The organism is Isoptericola variabilis 225 (assembly GCF_000215105.1).
Classification (GTDB): domain Bacteria; phylum Actinomycetota; class Actinomycetes; order Actinomycetales; family Cellulomonadaceae; genus Isoptericola; species Isoptericola variabilis_A.
In genome coordinates this window covers 1,090,537-1,110,732 of the sequence record NC_015588.1, presented here as the reverse complement: position 1 = coordinate 1,110,732, position 20,196 = coordinate 1,090,537, and the positions used below count along the sequence as shown (strand labels likewise).

General features: G+C 74.6%; 20 protein-coding genes, 1 other RNA gene and 2 pseudogenes. 4 read left to right on the top strand and 19 right to left on the bottom strand.

All coding sequences use genetic code 11. The features are described from left to right. Positions 1 to 73 precede the first annotated feature (73 nt). Together ISOVA_RS17605 and ISOVA_RS17600 are read right to left on the bottom strand one after the other, a co-directional pair. The gene (locus ISOVA_RS17605; RefSeq protein WP_233275992.1) at positions 74 to 490 is read right to left on the bottom strand and encodes an extracellular solute-binding protein; all 417 of its coding nucleotides are present in this window, start codon (positions 488 to 490) and stop codon (positions 74 to 76) included. A 208-nt stretch (positions 491 to 698) separates the two neighbouring features. Then, a pseudogene (locus tag ISOVA_RS17600) lies at positions 699 to 1,792 on the bottom strand (ROK family transcriptional regulator). A 142-nt stretch (positions 1,793 to 1,934) separates the two neighbouring features. Here ISOVA_RS17600 and ISOVA_RS05115 point away from each other — a divergent pair. Then, positions 1,935 to 2,945, top strand: coding sequence for a DUF4349 domain-containing protein (locus ISOVA_RS05115; protein ID WP_013838194.1), 1,011 nt, complete (start codon positions 1,935 to 1,937; stop codon positions 2,943 to 2,945). 18 nt (positions 2,946 to 2,963) lie between these two features. Here the strand turns inward: ISOVA_RS05115 and ISOVA_RS05110 are convergent, their stop codons facing one another. Continuing rightward, entirely contained in the window at positions 2,964 to 4,121 is a 1,158-nt protein-coding gene (locus ISOVA_RS05110) for a type III PLP-dependent enzyme domain-containing protein (protein ID WP_013838193.1), read from the bottom strand. A gap of 117 nt (positions 4,122 to 4,238) precedes the next feature. Here ISOVA_RS05110 and ISOVA_RS05105 point away from each other — a divergent pair, with 117 nt between their 5' ends. Beyond that, positions 4,239 to 5,399 carry an MFS transporter gene (locus ISOVA_RS05105; RefSeq protein ID WP_013838192.1) on the top strand — a complete coding sequence of 387 codons (1,161 nt, stop codon included), beginning with the start codon at positions 4,239 to 4,241 and terminating at the stop codon, positions 5,397 to 5,399. 71 nt (positions 5,400 to 5,470) lie between these two features. Here ISOVA_RS05105 and ISOVA_RS05100 read toward each other — a convergent pair whose 3' ends face one another. Then, positions 5,471 to 6,529, bottom strand: a complete 1,059-nt coding sequence (locus ISOVA_RS05100; RefSeq protein ID WP_041294784.1) for a M14 family zinc carboxypeptidase — start codon at positions 6,527 to 6,529, stop codon at positions 5,471 to 5,473. Between the two features lie 136 nt (positions 6,530 to 6,665). Next, positions 6,666 to 7,547, bottom strand: a complete 882-nt coding sequence (locus tag ISOVA_RS05095; RefSeq protein ID WP_041294783.1) for a LysR family transcriptional regulator — start codon at positions 7,545 to 7,547, stop codon at positions 6,666 to 6,668. A 78-nt stretch (positions 7,548 to 7,625) separates the two neighbouring features. Between ISOVA_RS05095 and ISOVA_RS05090 the strand changes: the two are divergent. Further along, positions 7,626 to 8,408 (top strand): annotated as a pseudogene (locus ISOVA_RS05090) (EamA family transporter); the annotation flags it as partial. Positions 8,409 to 8,600: 192 nt separating this feature from the next. Here the strand turns inward: ISOVA_RS05090 and ssrA are convergent. Continuing rightward, positions 8,601 to 8,969, bottom strand: a transfer-messenger RNA (tmRNA) gene (gene ssrA, locus ISOVA_RS15965). A gap of 92 nt (positions 8,970 to 9,061) precedes the next feature. Here ssrA and ISOVA_RS05085 point away from each other — a divergent pair. Further along, a complete protein-coding gene (locus ISOVA_RS05085; RefSeq protein WP_013838188.1) occupies positions 9,062 to 9,493 on the top strand; it encodes an OsmC family protein in 432 nt (143 codons plus the stop codon). Here ISOVA_RS05085 and smpB read toward each other — a convergent pair. The 13 genes from smpB to ISOVA_RS05020 all read right to left on the bottom strand — a co-directional run bounded on the left by smpB (position 9,486) and on the right by ISOVA_RS05020 (position 20,020). After that, positions 9,486 to 9,974 (bottom strand): SsrA-binding protein SmpB, encoded by a 489-nt coding sequence (gene smpB, locus ISOVA_RS05080; protein ID WP_013838187.1) that lies wholly within the window; start codon positions 9,972 to 9,974, stop codon positions 9,486 to 9,488. The two genes, ISOVA_RS05085 and smpB, sit on opposite strands and share 8 nt — an antisense overlap. A gap of 88 nt (positions 9,975 to 10,062) precedes the next feature. Continuing rightward, positions 10,063 to 11,547 (bottom strand): M23 family metallopeptidase, encoded by a 1,485-nt coding sequence (locus tag ISOVA_RS05075; protein WP_013838186.1) that lies wholly within the window; start codon positions 11,545 to 11,547, stop codon positions 10,063 to 10,065. 7 nt (positions 11,548 to 11,554) lie between these two features. After that, positions 11,555 to 12,466 carry a permease-like cell division protein FtsX gene (gene ftsX / locus ISOVA_RS05070; RefSeq protein ID WP_013838185.1) on the bottom strand — a complete coding sequence of 304 codons (912 nt, stop codon included), beginning with the start codon at positions 12,464 to 12,466 and terminating at the stop codon, positions 11,555 to 11,557. 1 nt (position 12,467) lies between these two features. After that, a complete protein-coding gene (gene ftsE / locus ISOVA_RS05065; RefSeq protein ID WP_013838184.1) occupies positions 12,468 to 13,538 on the bottom strand; it encodes a cell division ATP-binding protein FtsE in 1,071 nt (356 codons plus the stop codon). Positions 13,539 to 13,920: 382 nt separating this feature from the next. After that, entirely contained in the window at positions 13,921 to 15,036 is a 1,116-nt protein-coding gene (gene prfB / locus ISOVA_RS05060) for a peptide chain release factor 2 (RefSeq protein WP_013838183.1), read from the bottom strand. Positions 15,037 to 15,058: 22 nt separating this feature from the next. After that, the gene (locus tag ISOVA_RS05055) at positions 15,059 to 15,442 is read right to left on the bottom strand and encodes an ankyrin repeat domain-containing protein (protein ID WP_013838182.1); all 384 of its coding nucleotides are present in this window, start codon (positions 15,440 to 15,442) and stop codon (positions 15,059 to 15,061) included. Positions 15,443 to 15,451: 9 nt separating this feature from the next. Next, positions 15,452 to 15,877, bottom strand: a complete 426-nt coding sequence (locus tag ISOVA_RS05050) for a hypothetical protein (RefSeq protein WP_233275946.1) — start codon at positions 15,875 to 15,877, stop codon at positions 15,452 to 15,454. 44 nt (positions 15,878 to 15,921) lie between these two features. Next, positions 15,922 to 16,371 (bottom strand): hypothetical protein, encoded by a 450-nt coding sequence (locus ISOVA_RS05045; RefSeq protein WP_013838180.1) that lies wholly within the window; start codon positions 16,369 to 16,371, stop codon positions 15,922 to 15,924. Beyond that, on the bottom strand, positions 16,368 to 16,742 hold the full coding sequence (locus ISOVA_RS16935) for a TadE/TadG family type IV pilus assembly protein (RefSeq protein ID WP_013838179.1): 375 nt from the start codon (positions 16,740 to 16,742) through the stop codon (positions 16,368 to 16,370). Before ISOVA_RS16935 ends, ISOVA_RS05045 begins: the two co-directional genes overlap by 4 nt. A 2-nt stretch (positions 16,743 to 16,744) precedes the next feature. Beyond that, entirely contained in the window at positions 16,745 to 16,939 is a 195-nt protein-coding gene (locus ISOVA_RS16930; protein ID WP_013838178.1) for a hypothetical protein, read from the bottom strand. A 26-nt stretch (positions 16,940 to 16,965) separates the two neighbouring features. Further along, entirely contained in the window at positions 16,966 to 17,904 is a 939-nt protein-coding gene (locus ISOVA_RS05030; RefSeq protein WP_013838177.1) for a type II secretion system F family protein, read from the bottom strand. Further along, positions 17,901 to 18,758, bottom strand: coding sequence for a type II secretion system F family protein (locus ISOVA_RS05025; protein WP_013838176.1), 858 nt, complete (start codon positions 18,756 to 18,758; stop codon positions 17,901 to 17,903). Before ISOVA_RS05025 ends, ISOVA_RS05030 begins: the two co-directional genes overlap by 4 nt. Then, the gene (locus ISOVA_RS05020) at positions 18,758 to 20,020 is read right to left on the bottom strand and encodes a TadA family conjugal transfer-associated ATPase (RefSeq protein WP_013838175.1); all 1,263 of its coding nucleotides are present in this window, start codon (positions 20,018 to 20,020) and stop codon (positions 18,758 to 18,760) included. The genes ISOVA_RS05025 and ISOVA_RS05020 overlap by 1 nt, the downstream gene beginning before the upstream one ends. Positions 20,021 to 20,196 lie beyond the last annotated feature (176 nt).

Here is a 20,196-nt window from a genome sequence, read left to right as displayed (position 1 = left end):
GGCGGGAGGTGCGCTACCTCGGCGGGAGGTGCGCTACCTCGGCGGGAGGTGCGCTACCTCGGCGGGAGGTGCGCTACCTCGGCGAGAAACGCGCTACCTCGGCGCGGGGTGGCGGGCGACCTGCCGGCCCAGGACAGCGGCCCCCACCGCGCCGACGGGGACGTCGTCGGGGGCGAGCCGCACGCGCTCGGGCAGGTGCAGGGACGTGAGGAAGGCCAAGCGCCGGGACTCCGCGACGAGCGCCGAGCTCGGAGTACAGCTCGGGCGAGATCTCGCGGAACGCGCCGACCGTCGTGAACGTCGGCGACTGCGTGTTGCCGATCTCGACGACGTCGGGCGTGTTCTCGGCGTCGGGCAGCGCGGTCGTGAGCTTGGTGACCAGGTCGCCCCAGTCCTGCTCCTCGATCGTGAGGGTCGAGCCCGGGTTCTCGGCGGCGAAGGTGTCGACGAGGTAATCGCGCAGCTCCTGCGGCGTGTCGCCGCCGGCCACCCAGAGGGTGATGTCGCCGGTGGCCGGGCCCGCCGTCTCGTCGTCGACGGTCCCGGTGCCGCCCTCGCCGCCCGCGCTGCAGGCGGCGAGGGCGATCGCCAGGGTCGTCGACGACGCCAGGACGGCGGCGATTCGTGTACTTCTCACAGGGGTCTTCCTCGCGGTGAAGTTCGACGCCGTCCGGGGACGACACCGGGGGACGCGGGCGTCAGGAGACGCCCAGCTGGGCCGCCAGGACCAGGACCGCGGCGCCCGCCAGCACCACGTCCTCGTCCAAGGTGGCCATCCGCAGCCGCGGACCTGCCGCGACCGCGGGCATGGTGCGTTCGCGCAAGGTCTCCGTCGCCGCCTGGCGCAGCGCAGCTCGGGAGGCCCGCACAGGAGCACCTCCGCCAGGTTGAGCGCGCTCACCACGGGGGCGAGCGCGGTGCCGAGGACCCGGCCCGCCGCGGCCAGCGCGGCGTCCGCCTCCTCGGGGTCGAGGCCGGCGACGGCCCGCCGCAGCGCGGGCACCGCCAGCACGGTCTCCAGGCAGCCGCGGCGACCGCACGCGCACGGGGCGCCGTCGTCGACGACGGTCACGTGCCCGAGCTCGCCCGCCGCGTCGCCGGCGCCGTGCACGCGCGCGCCGTCGACCATGATCCCGGCGCCGACGCCCTGGCCGACGGTGAGGGCGAGCATCGACCCCGCCGCGCCGCCGTAGGTGTACTCGCCGAGCGCCGCGGTGTTGGCGTCGTTGGCCACGTGCACGGGCAGGCCGAGCCGCTCGGAGAGCAGCGCCGCGAGCGGCAGGTCGAACCAGGCGCGGTTGGGCGCCTCGACGATGCGGCCGGACGCGTCGACGATGCCCGGGGAGCCCACGCCCACCCCGATCACGGGCCGGTTCGCCGCGGCGAGAAGCCGCCGCGCGAACCGGGTCAGCAGGTCGACGAGGTCGTCGCCCGAGCGCCCGTCGACGGGCAGCGAGCGCCGCACGACGGCCTCGCCCGTAAGGGTGAGGACCGCGCCGCGCATGACGGCGTCGTCCGACAGGTCGACGGCGACGATCTGGTAGGCGTCGGTGCGCATCCCGACGAGGATCGCGGGCTTGCCCACGCGCCGGCCGGGCTGGGTGCCGAGCTCCTCGACGAGCCCCTCGGCGAGGAGCACGTTGACGAGGTCGGAGATCGTCACGCGCGTGAGCGACGTCGCCCGGGCGAGGTCGGCGCGCGACGTCGGGCCCGCGTGGAACAGGTGCTGGAGCACCAGTGCGCGGTTGTGCGCGCGGGCGTGCTCGGGCAGCACCTTCGCGGTGGCTCGCAGCCCTGCGCCGAGCCCCCGCCCGGACCCGCGTGCCGTCGTCGTGACGACGCCGCCCGGGGTGAAGGTCACGGTCTCGGCACGGTCTTGTCACGATCGGGCGCCCGGCCGCCGCGCCCGCGCCCGGGGCCCCTAGGCTCGCCCCATGCCTTCCTCCCGCGCCCGCCTCCGAGGCCCGCTCGCCGCGCTGACCTGCGGCGTCATCGCCCTGACCCTCGCGGCGTGCTCGGGCGGCGCGGACGGCGGCGCCCAGTCGGTGGAGGGTGCCGGCGGCGGCGGCAGCGAGTCCGCGGCCGACTCCGCCGGCGGCGCCGGCGCCGACCTCGGGGCCGGCGCGGGCGTCGCTGAGGAGGCCACGGTCGACCGCGAGATCGTCACGACGGCGCACGCCACGCTCGTCGCCGACGACCCGTCCGCCGCGGCGCGCGACCTCGCCCGGATCGCCGAGCAGGCCGGCGGCCGGGTCGAGGAGCGGTCCGAGTTCCGCGCCCGCGGGGAGGAGCCCGGCAGCGCGTCGCTGACCCTGCGCATCCCCGCCGACCGGATGTCGAGCACGCTCGAGGCGTTGTCCGGCGTGGGCGACGTGAGCGAGATCAGCGTCGACACCGACGACGTCACGACGCAGGGCCGCGACCTCGACGCGCGGATCGCGGCGCTGACCACGTCGACCGACCGGCTCCGCGAGCTCATGGGCAGCGCGGCCAGCACCGAGGACCTGCTGCGCGTCGAGCAGGAGCTCTCCGACCGGCAGGCCGAGCTCGACGCGCTGCGCGCCCAGCGCCAGCTCCTGTCGGAGCAGGTCGCGATGTCGACCCTGCGCGTCGAGATCACGACCGAGCCTGTGACCGCCGCGGCGCGTCAGGGCGGGTTCCTCGGGGGCCTCGGCTCCGGGTGGGCGGCGCTCGTCGCGACGGTCCAGGGCGTGGTGCTCGTGATCGGCATCCTCCTGCCGTGGCTCGCGGTCGCGGCCGTCGGCTACCTCCTGGTCCGCCTCGTGCGGCGCCGCCTGCGCCCGGCGACCCCCGGCGCGGCCGGCCCGTCGGGTCCGGGCGCCGGTCCGCACGGCGGCGGGCCCGACGACGGCCCCGGCGACGGCGCGTCCTCCCCCGACGCGCCCGTGGCGCCCGAGCGCGAGCCGGAGCCCGTGGGTCGCTGACCTGCGACCCCGAGGGCCTCAGAAGCGGAACGTCACCTGCTCGACCACGGCGTCGCCGTCGGTGACGACCCCCGTGCGGTGCCGGTCGAGCGTCGTGCACGGGTGCGAGACGCCGAACCCGACGACCTCGCCGGGACGCAGCGGGGCGCCGTCGGGCACCGCGAGGTATGCGTGCTGGTCGTTGAGCGCCGTGACCCGCGCGCCGTCGAGCGTCCGCGGCTCGCCGAGCCGGCCCGCACCGTCGACCGGCCGCACCACGAGCGGGAACGGCAGGTCGAGGTCCGAGGAGACGTCGCGGCGCCCCAGGCCGCAGATCGCCAGCCCGGGCTCGGGCACCGACAGCACCGACGCCCACACCGTGATCGCGGGCCGCAGCGCGGCGGCGCCGAGGCGTCGCCACGGGTCCGACCGGCGGTAGTGCCCGTGGTCGGACGTGACGTACGCGCCCGAGCGCAGGACGACGCGCGCGCCCGCTGCGGCGGTCAGCTCGTGCAGGACGACGTCGGCGAACGCGCTGCCGCCCGCCGACAGCACGACCGGCCCGTCGACGAGAGGTGCCACCGCCTCGCCCGCCTCGCGCAGCGTCGCGCACCAGCGAGCGACCGCCGCGAGCCCCTCCTCGCTCGTCACGGCGGCCACCGGTCCCTCGTACCCCGCGACGCCGACGAGCCGCAGCCCGCACCCCACGACGTCGCGCGCGAGCGCCACGGCGTCGGGGACCGTGCGCACGCCGGTGCGCCCGCCGGGGACACCCACCTCGACGAGCACGCCGAGCCGCCCGGCGCGCGAGGCGCCGTCGAACGCGGCCGCGAGCAGCTCGACGCCGGGTGCAGAGTCCACGTAGACCCAGACCTCCTCGGCGTCGCCGCGCTCGAGCGCCGCGCGCAACCAGGCGAGGTCGCGCGGGTCGACGAGCTCGTTGGCGAGCAGCGCGCGCGGCACCGTGCTCCAGCCGAGCGCGGTGCGCAGCTGCGTCGGCGTCGCGAGCGTCGCACCCCAGGCGCCCGCGGCGCGCTGGCGCGCCCAGAGCTCGGGCGACATGTGCGTCTTGACGTGCGGGGCGAGCTCGGCGCCGGCGGTGGACACCGCCGCCGCCACGGTGGTCACGTTGTGCTCGAGCGCGGCGCGGTCGAGAGTCAGCAGCGGCCACGAGAGGCCCGGGTCGTCGATCCGCACGTTTCACCCTAACCGGGAGGGTGCAGCCCCTGGCCGCCGTGCCATGGTGAGGGAGTGTTCGGTCGCGGACGCGGGACGAGGGGCGCGGATCCCTCACCGGCCGCGGACGCCGCCGCGGTGCCCGCGCGCGAGCCGCTGCTCACGTCGGCGTTCGTCCGGCTCTCGCTCGCGGACCTCGCCTGGTTCACGGCCGCGGGCGTCGCGATCCTCGCCCTCCCGCTGTACGTCACGGGCCCGGTCGGCTCCGACAAGGCCGGGGCGGGCCTGGCGTTCGGGGCGTTCGCCGTCTCGGCGCTCGCGCTGCGCCCCGTCGCCGGCCACCTCACCGACCGGTGGGGGCGGGCGCCGCTCATGGTCGGCGGCGGGCTGCTCGCGGTCGTCTGCTTCGCGCTCACCGCGCACGCGTCCACGCTGCTCGTCGTGGTCGCGCTGCGGCTGCTGCTCGGCGTCGCCGAGGCGGCGTTCTTCGTCGCGGCGCTCGCGGCCCTGGCCGACCTCGCCCCGGAGAGCCGGCGCGGCGAGGCGCTCAGCTACAACTCGCTCGGGCTGTACCTCGGGATCACGCTGGGCCCTCCGCTCGGGGAGCTGCTGATCCGGCTGACGGGGTTCGGCGGCGCCTGGTACGCGGCGGCCGGCCTGGCCCTCGGTGCGGCGGTGGTCGCCGGGTCGATCGGCGAGACCCGGCCCGAGGGACGACCGGCCGGCGCGCCCCGCCCCATCGCCTGGTTCCACCGCCCCGCGGTCCCGCCGAGCCTCGGCTTCCTCGCCTCGGTCGTCGCGATGGGCGGGTTCCTCGCGTACGCGGCCCTGCACGCCGGCGAGCTCGGCATGACGAACGTCAGCCTGCCGCTGCTGGTCTACGGCTCGGTCGTCGTGGTGGGCCGCGTCGCCTTCGCCCGCCTCGTCGACCGCGTGCCGGCCCTGCCGCTGGCGGTCGCGGCCCTCGTCACGATCGCGGCCGGGCTGCTGCTCGCCGTGCTCGTCCCGACGCCGGTCGCACTCGTCGGCGGCGCCGTCCTCCTCGGCGCGGGCGTCACCTTCAGCACCCCGGCGTTCTTCTCCGCGGTCTTCGCGACCGCGACGCCCGACGAGCGCGGGGCCGCGTCCGCGACGGCGAGCATCGCGCTCGACCTCGGGCTCGGCATCGGGCCGATGGTGCTCGGCCTCGTGGCCGAGGCGGGCGGCACGTCCCGGGCGTTCGGCGTCGCGGCGGGCGTGGCGCTCGCCGGGGCGGCCTGGACGTGGTCGCTGCGCGAGCCGCGTGCCGCGACGTCGTGACGCGTGACGGCGGCGGGCCGGGGTCTCGGCGTCCGCGGGACACCGAGACCGCCGGACCCGCCGCCCGTGCGTCACCCGAGGGGGCAGGCCGCGGCGACCCGCTCCCCGCGCGGGGGCAGCTCGTCCGCGTCGGCCGGGTCCACCCCGTCGAAGGAGCCGTCCGCGAGCGCCGCCACGGTCGCCTCCATGCTGATCAGCGCCTCGCGCGTGAGGGCGCCCTGGGACTTCTGCCCGACCTCCTGCTGACCACGCTGCTCCACGAGCACGGTCGGGTAGCCCTCCATCGCGAACCCGTTCGTGGCCATCGTCGCGGTGTTCGAGACGGGGTACTTCGTCACGGTCGCGTGCCCGTGGGCGTCGACCGCCTCGGCGATCACCGCGGTGGCGCGCTTGGCCTCGTCCACGACGTCGGAGGCGACCGCGGGGTGCGTCGGCCACAGCAGGCTCATGGTCGCCATCGACCCGTCCGGCTGGGCGTACGTGACCTGGTGGTGGTAGTCGAGGATGACGTCGGGCTCGACCGCGTCGATGACGGCGTGCACGGCGGCCGACTCGGGGGCGAGCGCCAGGTCGGTCGTGTTGGCCGGGCCGTGCGTGCGGTTGAGGTCGATGTTGTTGGAGTTGCGGCGAGGGTCGATCACGCTGCCGAGGTCGTCGGCGTGGTACCTCTCCCAGCCGTCCGGGTTGACGCGCGGGACGACGACGAGCGTGACCTCCTCGCGCAGCGCGGCGGCCGCCGGACCGTTGCCGGAGACCTTGGCGAGGAGCTGCAGGGCGGCCTCGGTGCCGATCGGCTCGTCGCCGTGCTGCTGCGTCAGGACGAGCAGCGTCCGCGGCCCGGAGCCCACCGTGACCACGGGGATCTCGCGGCCTTCGACCGAGTACCCCGCCGTCGCGACCTCGACGACGTCCGGACGTTGCTCGGCGAGCCGGTGGACCGTCGCGAGCAGCTCGTCGTTGGAGTGCATGCCGTTGAGCTTGATGGGCTGGAGCCCGCACTGGACGTAGGGGCCTCCGGGCGTCGACGTGGGTTCGGCGAACGCGGACGTGGCGGTCGCGCCGGTGAGCGCGAGGGGCGCGGCGAACGCGAGAGCGAGCAGTGCGGTGGTACGACGGGTCGAGCGCATCATGGACCCTTCGTCGGGTGAGCGTGCTGGATCGAGTCGTGCACCACGGATGCTGGCACGGATCACCGGGCAGATGGGGTAGATCGGGACGATCGCAACGTGCCCGTAGCAACTGTTTACCGCGAGGCAACACGCGCCGTCACGTGCGGCTCGGGTCGACGTCGATCGCGCGCAGGAACGCGGCGGCGGCCGGCGACGGGCCGCGCTCGCTCCACACGACGTGCTCGACGCGTCGCGGCGCGTCGTCGACCGGCACGGTCGCGACACCCTCGAGCTGCGGCACGTACGCCGCGGGCAGCATCGCCACGCCGAGGCCGCGGCGCACGAGGCTCGTCATGAGGTCGACCGTGCCGACCTCGAGCGCCACGTCGCGCTCGACGCCTGCCGCGGCGAACGCGAGATCGCTCTGCGCACGCCCGGCGGTACCCGTCGGGAAGTCGACGAAGACCTCACCGCCGAGCCGGGCGAGGCTCGTGCGCGCGGCCCCGGCGAGCGGGTGGTCGGGTGCGAGGACGGCGACGAGGTGGTCGCGCGCGAGCGCGCGCGACCGGACGCCCACAGGGCTCGCCGACGTCGGCAGGCCGAGCAGCGCGACGTCGAGCGCCCCCTCGCGCACCTGGACGACGAGGTCGTCGCTCGGCGCGGTGCGCAGGACGACACGCACCTCCGGGTGCCGGCCGCGGAAGCCCGCCAGCACGGCTGGCACGTCGATCGCGGCCACGGTCGGGATCACGCCGACCGCCAGCCGGCCCCGCACCACGCCCGACACGGCCGCCACCTCCGCCGCGGCGGTCTCGGCCGCGGAGAGGCACTGCCGCGCCGCGGGCAGGAACGCCTCACCCGCCTGGGTCAGCGCGACCCGGCGGCTGGTGCGGTCGAACAGGCGGGCGCCGAGCTCGCGCTCGAGCTTGGCCACCTGGTGGCTCAGCGCCGACTGGACCACGTGGCAGCGCTCGGCGGCCCGCGTGAAGCTGCCCGTCTCGGCCACCGCGACGACGTACCGCATCTGCTGGAGCTCCATTCATCTATCGTGCCTCACGATCGGTGCGGTGACGAGCATGTGTTGGACTCATCGACGAGTCCGCCCAACACTGGTCGCATGGCCACGCCCCTCTCCCCCACCGTCGGTCTCACGCTCGCCACGGCGCTCGCGCCGGTCGTCTGGGGCACGACGTACGTGGTGACCACGGAGCTCCTGCCCGCGGGCCACCCCCTCTTCGCGGGCCTCGTCCGGGCGCTGCCCGCCGGGCTGCTGGCCGTCGCGATCGCCCGCACGCTGCCGCGCGGCGCGTGGTGGTGGCGTGCCGCCGTCCTCGGCACGCTCAACATCGGGGCGTTCTTCCCCCTGCTCTTCGTCTCCGCCGAGCGCCTCCCCGGCGGGGTCGCCGCGACGCTCGGCGCCGCCCAGCCCCTGCTCGTCGCGGCGCTCGCCGTCGGACTGCTGCGCGAGTCGCCCTCGGCGTGGCGGTTCGCGTGGGGCGTCGTCGGCGTCCTGGGCGTCGGGTTCGTCGTGCTCGGCCCGGCCGCCGGTCTCGACGCGGTCGGCGTCGCGGCGGGCCTGGCCGGCACGGCGTCCATGGCCCTGGGCACGACGCTCGCCAAGCGCTGGGCGCGGCCGGCGGGCGTCGGGCCGCTCGCGTTCGCCGGGTGGCTGCTCGCCGCCGGCGGCCTCGTGCTGCTCCCCCTGACGTTCTTCGTCGAGGGCGTGCCGCCGGTGCTCGACGGGCGCGCGCTGGTCGGGTACGCGTGGCTCGGCCTCGTGGGCGGGCTCGCCGCGTACGCGCTGTGGTTCCGCGGCATCGGACGTCTGCCGGTCGGGTCCGTGGCGGTGCTGGGCCTGCTCTCGCCGCTCGTCGCGGCGGCGCTCGGGGCCGTGCTGCTCGGCGAGGCGCTCGGTCCCGTGCAGCTCGTCGGGTTCGCCCTCGCCCTCGCGTCGATCGTCGCCGGGCAGGTCGTGCCGCGACGACGCCGCGCGCGCCCCTTCCCGCCCCGGGGCCGTGCCGGCCCTGAGGTGAGCACCGCCGTCGGGCACGACGAAGGCCCGCACGGCAGCTGCCGTGCGGGCCCTCGTCACAGGTGGAGCTGCGGGGAATCGAACCCCGGTCCGGTGACGATTATCCAGGACTTCTCCGGGCGCAGTCTGCTGTGATTTTCTCGGCCCCCGCACTCACGCAGACAAGGTGCGGACGGGCCCAGTCGCCTGAAAGTCCCCGTAGCCCCGACGACGAGGGCTACGAGCAGTGGCTCTCTAGATGACGCGAGCTACCGGGTCGAGAGCAGTCCCGGGCTCACGGACTTCACAGCTCGCTCAGGCGGCGAGGGTGAAGTCGGTGCGCTTGTTATCGGCACCTATAGGTTCGCAGGCAATGCGTTAACGAGATGAGCCTGCATCCTCGGCCCGCTTCTCCTGGAAGCACGACCACCGTCGAAACCGATCAGCCCCTGTGGAGTTGTCAACCTGTGGTTCTGCCGGACGCTCCCGCGCCGACCGTCCCATCCTAGTGCGTCAACCGGACGCGGTGCGATCCTATTCCTGTGAGCGACGCCGCCACGGGGTTCGAGGTCACGATCGGGGCAGGGACGCTGCGGTCCCCCTCGTCGAGCGTGCCCACGATGCCGCACCGCTGGACGCCCGAGGGTGTCACGGTCGACGCGGCGTTCACGGGCGCTCACCTCCTGCACCTCGCCGTCGCCGGCTGCGTGCTCAACGACCTCTACCGCGAGGCCGAGCAGCTCGGCGTCGTGGTCGACGGCGCCCGGGTGCACGCCCGCGGCGGCTTCGACACCGACACGTGGGCCTCGACCGGGATCGAGTACACGCTCGAGGTCGACTCCCCGGACCCGTCCGACGCCGTCGCGCGCGTCGTCGACGCCGTGGACAGGGTCGCCGAGATCCCGCGGGCCGTGCGCACGGGCACGACCGTGCACCGCGTCGAGGCGTTCGGGCGCCCGGGCGACGTCAGCTGAGCAGCTCGCGCTGCCGCATGGCGCGCTGCGCCTCGCGCATGTCCTGCTTCTCGCGCAGGGTCTGGCGCTTGTCGTACTCCTTCTTGCCTCGCGCCAGGGCGATCTCCACCTTGGCGCGGCCGTCGAGGAAGTACAGGCTCAGCGGGACCAGCGTGTGGCCCTTCTCCTTGACCTTCGAGTCGAGGCGCAGGATCTCCTCGCGGTGCAGCAGGAGCTTGCGCCGGCGTCGCGGCGCGTGGTTGTTCCACGTCCCCTGGAAGTACTCCGGGATGTGCACGTTCTCGAGCCACGCCTCGCCGCGGTCGATCGTGGCGTAGCCGTCGACGAGCGACGCGCGGCCCATGCGCAGCGCCTTGACCTCGGTGCCCGACAGGACGATCCCGGCCTCGTACACGTCCTCGATCACGTAGTCGTGGCGGGCCTTCTTGTTGTTCGCCACGATCGTGCGCGGGTCGGCCTGCTTCTTGCCGGCCTTGGCCATGGGTCTCCTCCTCCCGGGGTTGTCGCGACGTCCCAGGATACGGGAGGCCGTACCGGCGTCGAGCGCAATTCCGCGCCCGGAGAACGCGTCAGTTCAGCCAGCCGCTCATCGGGTCCACGGTGTTGCCGTTGACCCACACCTCGAAGTGCAGGTGGCACGCGGACGACGTCCCGGTCGAGCCGGAGTAGCCGATCACCTGGCCCTTGCTCACGTACTGGCCCACGCCGACGACGTCGCGCGACAGGTGCAGGTAGCGCGTCATGACGTTGTCGCCGCGGTACGTGCCGTGGTTGACGAGCACGTTGTTGCCGGGGCCGCTCGCGTAGTACGCCTGCTCGACGTACCCGCTCTGCGCGGCGTAGATCGGCGTGCCGCAGTAGGTGCGGATGTCGGTGCCGGCGTGCAGTCGCCAGATGCCGAGCGTCGGGTGGAAGCGCATGCCGTAGCTGCTCGTGACGACGTGGTAGTTCGTCGGCCAGCCGAGGAACGGGCCCGACGACGTCGACCCGCCGCCGCCACCGCCACCGCCGCCGCCGCCCGAGCTGCTGCCGCCCGAGCTGCTGCCGCCCGAGCTGCTGCCGCCACCGCCGCCGCCGGAGCCCTGCTGCGCCGCGCGCCGCGCCGCCTCCTCCTCCGCGGCCTTCTTGCGCGCGGCCTCCTCGGCCCGACGCCGCTCCTCGGCGAGACGGGCGTCGCGCTCCTTCTGCTTGGCGATGATGTCCTTGATCTCGGACTCGAGCTGCTTGCGCTCCAGCTCGTTCTCCTCGAGCTCGGCGACGGCCTGCTCGCGCTGCTCCTCGATCGTCGCCTTGAGGGCCTTCTGCTCGGCGATGAGCCGCTCGACCTCGGCCTTGCGGTCGGCCGCCTCGCGCTCGGCCTCCTGGGCCGCGACGACGTTGGCGTCCGCCTCGCGCTTGAGCTCGGCGATGGTCTCGCGGATCGCGTCGAGCCTGGCCTGCTGGTTGCGCGCGACGGCCTCGGCGTCCTGCAGCTCCGAGAGGGTGCGGGCCTGGCTGCGCGCCGCCGACGACGACACGGCGTAGTCCTGGAGGAACTCCTCGGTCGACTGCGCGCCGGTCACGATCCCGAGCGGGTTCGCGTCGTCGCCGCTGCGGTAGGCCTGCCGCGCCATCTGCACGATGTCGGCGCGCGCGGCCTCGACCTTGCCCGCGTCCTCCTCGATCTGCCGCGCGACGGCGGCCTCCTCGGCCTGCGCGTCCTCGAGCCGCTGGGCGAGGATGGCGGCCTTGCGGCGCGCCTCCTCGAGCGCGGCCTGCGCGGCGGCGAGCTCGGCCTGCGCGACCGGGAGGCGTCCCTCGACCTCGTTGAGGTCCAGGACCGCCTGCCGGAACCGTGCGTTGGTGTCCTCGAGCTGGTGCTGGAGCTCCTCGCGCTCGCGCTCCTTGGCCCGCTGCTTCGCCTCGGCCGCGGCACGCATGTCGTCGATCTCGTCGGCACCGGCCGCGGCCACGCCGCCGAGCACCATGCCCGCCGCGAGCACGGCACCGAGCACCGCCCCGATCGCGCGACGCCAGCCGCCCGGTCCGGCGCCGTCCGCCCCCCACGTCTGCATCGTCGTCTCACACCCTCGTGTAGCGGTTGAGCGTCACCACCGACGAGACCACGGCGAGCCCCACCGCGATCCCGATCAGCAGCGGGGCGACGCGCAGCACGTCGCCCACGGTCACGTACGCTACCCAGTTCACGGATTCCTGCAGCCAGTCGGTGATGAAGTACTGCACGCCGAGCCACAGCCCGCCCACGGCGAGCAGCGCCCCGATCACCGCCGCGATCGCCCCCTCGAGCAGGAACGGCAGCTGGACGAACAGGTTCGAGGCGCCGACGAGGCGCATGATCCCCGTCTCGCGCCGGCGCGACATCGCGGACAGCCGGATCGTCGTCGTGATGAGCAGGACGGCGGCGAGCAGCATGACGACGGCGAGGCCCGCCGCGAGCAGCGACGCCCGGTTGAGCGCGAGGAACAGCGGCTCGAAGATCGCCCGCTGGTCCTCGACGACCTCGACGCCGTCGCGCCCCGTGAGCACGTCGGCGACGACCTGGTACTCCTCCGGGTCGACGAGCTTGAGCCGGAACGACGCCTGCATGTCGTCCTCGGTCAGCTGGGTGCCCTGGTAGCCGTCCGGGTAGCGCTCGCTGAACGCCTCGAACGCGTCGGCCTTCGTCTCGAGGTACACCTGCGCGACGACGTCGCCCAGCTCGGTGTCGATGACGTCGCGGACGGCGTCGATCTGCTCCTCGGTCGCCTCGCCGGCGGCGCACGTGGGCGCCGTCGAGCCGTCGGGGCACAGGAACACCGAGACCTCGACGAGGTCGTACCAGTCGCCCTTGAGCTTGTCGACCTGCGTCTGGAGCAGCGCGGCCGAGCCCACGAACGTCAGGGACACGAACGTCACGAGGATGACCGAGACGACCATCGAGACGTTGCGGCGCAGGCCCTGCAGGACCTCCGTGACGACGAACTGGAGCCGCACGTCAGCCCTCCCGTCCCGCACGCGCGCGGCCGTGCTCGGCCAGGACCTGCTGCACGACGTCGTCGGCCCGGTCGTGCACGACGTCGTCGGCCGGGTCGTGCACGACGTCGCGGGCCGGCTCCTGCTTCGGCGTCGGCTCCGGCTCCGGCGTCGGCCCCGGTGCGCTCACGCGCAAGGGTGCCGGTTCGGGCTCCAGGGTGCTCACCGGCGTCGAGGCCGCCGGTGGCGGGACGGCGGGGCGCCCCTGCGCGGCGGCGCGGGCGGCCGCGCGCTCGGCGGCGCGCTCGGCCTCGATGTCGGCCGGCTCGGGCGAGATCCGGATCTGCGGCTGGTCGCGGCCGGGGGCGTCGAGGACCGGCGTGCCGCCGACCTCGGGCAGGATCGACTCGCGCTCGCCGTAGACGCCGACCGCCTCGTCGCGCACCACCACGCCGGTCTTGAGCTCGACGACGCGCTTGCGCATCTCGTTGACGATCTCGTCGTCGTGCGTGGCCATGACCACGGTGGTGCCGGTGCGGTTGATGCGGTCGAGCAGGCGCATGATGCCGAGCGACGTCGTCGGGTCGAGGTTCCCGGTGGGCTCGTCGGCGAGGAGGATCTGCGGGCGGTTGACGAACGCGCGCGCGATCGCCACGCGCTGCTGCTCGCCGCCGGACAGCTCGTGCGGCCGGCGCTTCTCCTTGCCGTCGAGGCCGACCATCTCGAGCACCTCGGGCACGGTCGTCTTGATGACGTGCCGTGGGCGGCCGATCACCTGGAGCGCGAACGCGACGTTCTCGTAGACGGTCTTGTTGGGCAGCAGCCGGAAGTCCTGGAAGACCACGCCGATGCTGCGGCGCAGCGACGGCACCTTCCAGCTCGAGATGGTCGACAGGTCCCGGCCAGCCACGTACACGCGGCCGCCGGTCGGGCGCTCCTCGCGCAGCACGAGGCGCAGGAACGTCGACTTCCCGGAGCCCGACGCGCCCACCAGGAACACGAACTCGCCGCGCGCGACGTCCACCGTGACGCCGTCGAGCGCGGGCCTCGCCCCGCGGGCGTAGACCTTCGAGACGTTCTCGAACCGAATCACGCGTGCCCCTCCCCTCGCACCTCTCCGCATGCCGGAGCGATGCTGCTCGCCGATCGAGAGTCGCACGGCGGGCGGGAGGGTCACGGGGAGGACACGCCGGTGTGTCGCGGGTCGGTCGGTTGCCCCGCACAACCCCACACCACGCGAAGTAGCGCGTCTCGTGGCGAGGTAGCGCGCGCCGTCGCGACGTAGCGCGTTCTCCGACGAGGTAGCGCGACCCACCGCGAAGTAGCGCGATTCGTGGCGAGGTAGCGCGTCGCGCACGCTACCTCGGCGCGAAACGCGCTACCTCGCCCGGCACAGCGCTACCTCGCCGGGCGCAGCGCTACCTCGCCGGGCGCAGCGCTACCTCGCGAGCTGAAGCGCTACGTCGGCGAGGGGATCAGGCGGCGTCGGCGCCCTGGGAGCGGCGCCAGCGGATGCCGGCCTCGATGAAGTCGTCGATCGCGCCGTCGAACACGGCGGCCGGGTTGCCGGACTCGTGCTCGGTGCGGAGGTCCTTGACCATCTGGTACGGCTGGAGGACGTAGGAGCGCATCTGGTCGCCCCAGCTCGCCTTGATGTCGCCGGCGAGCTCCTTCTTCTTCGCGGCCTCCTCCTGCTGGCGCTGCAGGAGCAGTCGCGACTGGAGGACGCGCAGCGCGGCGGCGCGGTTCTGGATCTGCGACTTCTCGTTCTGCATCGAGACGACGATGCCGGTCGGGATGTGCGTCATGCGCACGGCGGAGTCGGTGGTGTTGACCGACTGGCCGCCCGGGCCGGACGAACGGAAGACGTCGACCTTGATCTCCGACTCGGGGATCTCGATGTGGTCGGTCTGCTCGATGAGCGGCACGACCTCGACAGCGGCGAACGACGTCTGGCGGCGGCCCTGGTTGTCGAACGGCGAGATGCGCACGAGACGGTGCGTGCCCGCCTCGACCGACAGATGGCCGAACGCGTAGGGCGCCTTGACCTCGAACGTCGCCGACTTGAGGCCCGCCTCCTCGGCGTACGACGTGTCGAGCACCGACGTCGGGTAGCCGTGACGCTCGGCCCAGCGCAGGTACATGCGCAGGAGCATCTCGGCGAAGTCCGCGGCGTCGACGCCGCCGGCGCCGGCGCGGATCGTGACGACGGCCTCGCGGGCATCGTACTCGCCGTTGAGGAGCGTGCGCACCTCGAGCACGTCGAGGTCCTTGCGGATGGCCGCGATCTCGGTCTCGGCCTCCACGAGGGTGTCGGCGTCGTCCATCTCCTGGCCCATCTCGACGAGGGTCTCGACGTCGTCGATGCGCTGACGGAGCTTCTTGACCCGCTCGAGCTCGCCCTGCGTGGCCGAGAGTGCCGACGTGACGCTCTGCGCCTTCTCGGGGTCGTCCCAGAGGTCCGGGGCCGACGCCTGCTCCGAGAGCCGGGCGATCTTCTCCTGCAGGGCGGTGGGGTCGCTCACGGCCTCGATCGAGTCGAGGGTGGCGCGCAGCGCCTTGATCTCTGCGGGGAAGTCGATGGTGGCCACGAGGTTCTAGGGTACCCGCGGCTCAGGCCTGCTCGGGCGTCGGAGGCTCCGGCAGCACGCGCCCGAACATCTGCGCGGTCGCCCGCGCGCTCGGGTTCCCGGCGTCGGGATCGGCGCCCGCGGCGAGGAGTTGGGCGACGACGTCGTCGAACCCCTTGAAGACCGCACCCGCGAGCGGGGACTGCCCCCGCGCGTTGAGCCGGTCGACGTCGGCACCCCGCTCGGCGAGGCCGCGCACGAGGTCCGCGTGCCCGTGGTACGCCGCGAGCATGAGCAGCGTGTTGCCGTCGGCGTCGGCGTGGTCGGCCGGGACCCCGGCGTCGACGAACTCGAGGAGCAGGTCGGCGCCCGCCCGGGCAAGGTCGAACATCTGGTCGAGGTCGACCGGTGCCTTGTCGTCGCTCATGCTCCGAACCTACTGGGCCCGTGCCGAGGCGGTCGCCTGCACCGTGATCCCGCCGCCGAACGCGTCGGTGAACCATCGCAGCAGCGGCGGGCGCGACGTCGCGGCGAGCCCGACGCGCGCCGTCCGGCCGTCCGGCGACGTGGCCTCGACGACCCGGACGCCGTCGAGCCCGCGCAGCACGCCGGGGTGCGCGGCGAGGTAGTCCGTCACCGCGCGACGCACGTCCGCGTCGGTCAGCGTCAGGACGCCCGACGCGTCGGGGGCGCGCGCCTCGCCGGCGTAGAAGCGCTCGGGAGGCATCGCGTCCGCGGCGTCGGCCGCGAGCATGTCCGCGACGTCGTACAGCTGCTTGCGGTCGAGGTGCACGGCCGTCGACGACGCGACCATCGCCACGAGCATGAGACCGAGCGCGACGCACCCGGCCGTGAGCAGCATGATGCGTCCGTCCTCGCGGCCGTCCCGCCGAACCCCTGCCCCGCTCACGGCCGCGCCTGCCCGTACTGGTCGACCGAGCCGACGTGCGCCGCCTCGACGGGGATCTCGAGCGGCACCCACGAGCGCAGCGCCTCGGGGACGAAGGGCAGCGGGACGGCGAGCCGCACCTCGGTCGCCACGGTGCCGCCCGGCGTCAGGCACGGGTCGTGCGAGCACTCGAGCCGGAGCGACCCTCCGCCGTCGAACCCCTGGTCGGCGAGCGCGATCCCGACGGCGGCCTGCGCCCGAGCCGCGCCCTCGGCCGACGACGACGCCGTGACGACCGCGCGCGCCGCCTCGCGCGCGGCACCCTCGACCGCGAAGGTGCCGGCCTGGACCTGCGCGAGCGTGAGGACGAGGTAGACGAGCGGCAGCAGGAGGATCACCGTGGCACCGAGGAACTCGACCATCGCGGCGCCCCGCTCCGGGTCGTGGCGACCCCCGTCCACGCTCATCCTTCCTCCAGCGCGTGGCCGCGCGCGGTCAGCATGCCGGACGGCCCGAGGATGCCGACGACGGGCAACGGTGCGCGCACCGTCACCTCGACGACCGGCAGACCCGCGAGGGTCGTCGAGCCCACCGTGACGTCGCGCGCGTAGCTCGCGTTCAGGGACGCCGTGAGGAGGTCGCGCGTCCGCCGCGCGCCGTCGGACGCGTCCCGGTCGGCGCGCGCCGCGATGCGCGCGCCCTCGGCGGCCGCGTCGACGACGAGCGCGCGTACGTGCAGGGCCAGCGCGACCTGCACGACGCCGAGGAACAGCGCGAGCACGAGCGCGGCGACGAGGACGAACTCGGCGACCGCCGAGCCCCGCTCGCCGTCGTGCACGGTCAGCGGCCGGTGACGCTCGAGATGGCGTCGACGAACGCGCCCTCCAGCAGCGGACCGGCGACGGCCCAGAGCGCCACGACCAGCCCGGCGGTCATGAGGGTCACGAGGACCCAGCCGGGGACGTCGCCGCGCTCCGGGTCGTCGGCGGCAGGGCGGTCGCGACGGTCGCGAGGGTCCTGAGGGTCGAGGGACATCGAGCATCCTTTCTGGTCGCGGCGGGTCACAGCCCGATCCGCAAGGTGGCGAACGACGGGAAGACGGCGAACACGACGGTCACGGGCAGCACGAGGAACACGACGGGGACGAGCATCGCGACCTCCTTCTTGCCGCCCGCCTCCATCAGGGCCCGGCGCCCCGACTCGCGGACGTCCTGTGCCTGGGCGCGCAGGACGTCGGCGAGCGGCGTGCCGCGCTCGAGCGCGACCGCCACGCCCTCGGCGAACCGGGTGAGCGGGGGCAGGGCGGTCCGGTCGGCCATCGCGGTCAGGGCCGCCGCGATCGGCGTCCCCGCGCGGACGTCGGCGAGCATGCGGGAGAGCTCGACCGACAGCTCCCCGCGTGCCGTGGACGCGACGCGCTCGAGCGCGGGCACCGGTCCCTCGCCCGCCGTGACCGCGAGCGCCAGGAGCTCGGCGACCGTCGGGAACTCGGCGAGCATGCGTTCCTCGCGGCGCCGGACCGCGGTGCTGAGCTGCTGGTCGCAGAGCGCGAAGCCGAGTGCGCCGGCGAGGACGACGAGCGCGACGAGCGGCACCGGCGACGACCCCCGCGTCGCGGCGAGCAGGAGTGCGACGAGCAGCCCGACGGCGAGACCGAGGACGGTCCACACGACCTGCCGGGCCCGGAACTGGTCGACGCTCTGCGCCCACCCGGCGCGGTCCAGGCGCCGTCGGACCTCCGCCCGCGGCGACCCGAGGCGCTCGAACCAGTGCGCGAGGTCGCCGAGCCAGGGTGCGAGCAGCCGCTCGACCACGGGGAAGGGCGTGTGGACGGCCTGCTCGCGCAGGAGGCCCGACGTCGCGTCCCGCGGCCGCAGCGCGGGCGCGAGCCGCTGGTCCAGCGTGATGCGACGTGCGCGGAGGCGCGCGACCACGAGCAGGACGCCGATACCGCCGAGCAGCCCGACGAGCGCGCCCGGCACCGAGACCCACTCGCTCACCGCAGCACCCGCCCTTCCTCGGGCAGGCGCCCGATCCGTCGCATGAGCCGGTACGCGACGAGGGACACGGCCGCTCCCCCGGCGAGCACGGCGACGCCCGCGGCCGAGTCGTAGGCCTGCGCGGTCTCGGGCCGCGTCGCGAGGAACGCGAGCACGATCCACGGGCCGGCCGCCGCGAGCCGTGCACCGCTGACCGTCCAGCTCTGGCGGGCCTCGAGCTCGCCCCGGGTGCGTGCGTCCTCGCGCAGGAACGTCGACAGGGTGCGCAGCAGGCGGCCGAGGTCGGTGCCGCCGACCTCGCGCGTGAGGCGCAGCGCCTCGACGATCCGGTCGGCCACGGGGTCGGCGAGCCGGGCCTTGAGCAGGTCGAGGCACTCGCCGAACCGCCCGGTGGCGCGGTAGTCGGCCGCGAAGCGGGCGAACTGCTCGCGCAGCTCGACCGGGCCGCGCTCGCCGAGCTGGGCGACCGCCTCCGGCAGCGAGAGGCCCGCGCGGACACCGGACGCGAGGTGGTCGACGACCTCGGGCCAGACGTCGCGCAGGTCGCGCCGGCGCTTGCGCGCGCGGGCGCGCACCAGCATCTCCGGGGCGACGGCGGCCATGACCGTGAAGCACAGCGCGATGACCGGCGACCGCGTGAGCGCCAGGCCGGTGAGCAGGACCAGGAGCGCGAGCACGGCGCTCGCGCCGTAGAGCGCGCCCGGCGTGACCGACGGCGCCCCGGCCTGCACGAGGAGGTCCTGCACGACGGCGGAGCGCCGCGTCCGCCGTCGGGAGCGCTCGGCCGGCTCCCAGAACGACCACCAGACGCAGAACAGCCCCGCCCCGAGGAGCAGCCCGACCGCGACGCCCATCAGCGCGCCCCCGCCAGGAGCGCGCGCACGTCGACGCCGACGCGGGCGAACCGTTCCTCGCCCGGCGGGAAGCCGTCACCGCGGACGAGCTCTCCTCCTCGCTCGGGCGGGAGCCGGTGGAACAGCCCGGCGGTCTCGACGCGCCCCTCCTCGACCCGCCCCGTGACCGCGACGATCTCGCGGACCTGCCGGACGCCGTCGTGCCGCACGCCCAGGTGGACGACGACGTCGATCGCCGACGCGACGGTCGGGACGACGAAGCGGTCGGTCACGTTCTCCCCCGCGAGCAGGGGAAGCGTGCACATCTTCGTGACCGCCTCGCGCGCGGAGTTGGCGTGGATCGTGCTCATCCCGGGAACGCCGGCGTTGAGAGCCACGAGCATGTCGAAGCTCTCCGCCTCGCGGACCTCGCCGATGACGATGCGGTCGGGCCGCATGCGCAGCGACTCCTTGACGAGCCGTCGCAGCGGGATCTCACCGGTGCCCTCGAGGCTCGCCTGGCGGCACTGCATCGCGACGACGTCCCGCACGGGGAGATTGAGCTCGAACACTTCCTCGCAGGTCACGACCCGCTGCCCGGAGGGGATCGAGCCGGCGAGCGCGTTGAGCATCGTCGTCTTGCCCGCGGCGACCGCCCCCGCGACGAGGATGTTGAGCCCCGCCCGCACGGCCGCGTCGAGGAACACGGCGGCGTGGCGCGTGAGCGACCCGAGGCGCACGAGGTCGTCGAGGTGCCGCGCCCGCACCAGGTGCTTGCGGATGTTGACCGCCCAGTGCCGCCGCGTGATGTCGGGGATGACCACGTGGAGGCGCTCGCCGCCGGGCAGCACCGCGTCGACGAACGGGCTGCTCAGGTCGAGGCGGCGTCCGCTCGCCTTGAGCATGCGCTCGACGAGGTCACGCACCTGCTCGGCCGTGAGGATCGTGGTCGTGAGCTCGGGGACGCCTGATCGCGCGACGAAGACCTGCGCGGGCCCGTTGATCCAGATCTCCTCGACCTGCGGGTCGTCGAGGTACTTCTGCAACGGCCCGAGGCCAGCCAACGCGTCGACGACGGACCGCACCGCGGCGTGCGGGTCCGCGAGGGCCGGCACGACGCCGAGGGCGGCGCGCTCGGCGTAGTCGGCGAGCGCCTCGGCGGCGAGCCGTTCGAGGGCGGGCCGGTCGCGGACCGGGTCGATGCCGCGGCGCCGGACGAGCTCGCGCACCTCGTCCTCGAGGATCGCGGCCGCGTCGGACGGCGCGAGCGCGTCGATCGGCACGAGTGGTCCCCCTTCACTCACGGCGTTCGCCCGACCCCTCAGGAGCGCCATCAGCGTAGGCGTCCGCCGCGAGCGCCGGGGCGTGCCTGTGGACGACCGCGTCGGCGCCGGTGCGGGCCGGTGCGCGGGCGTGGCACGGTCGACGTATATATCAGAGGCGAGGGGCGCGGGACCAC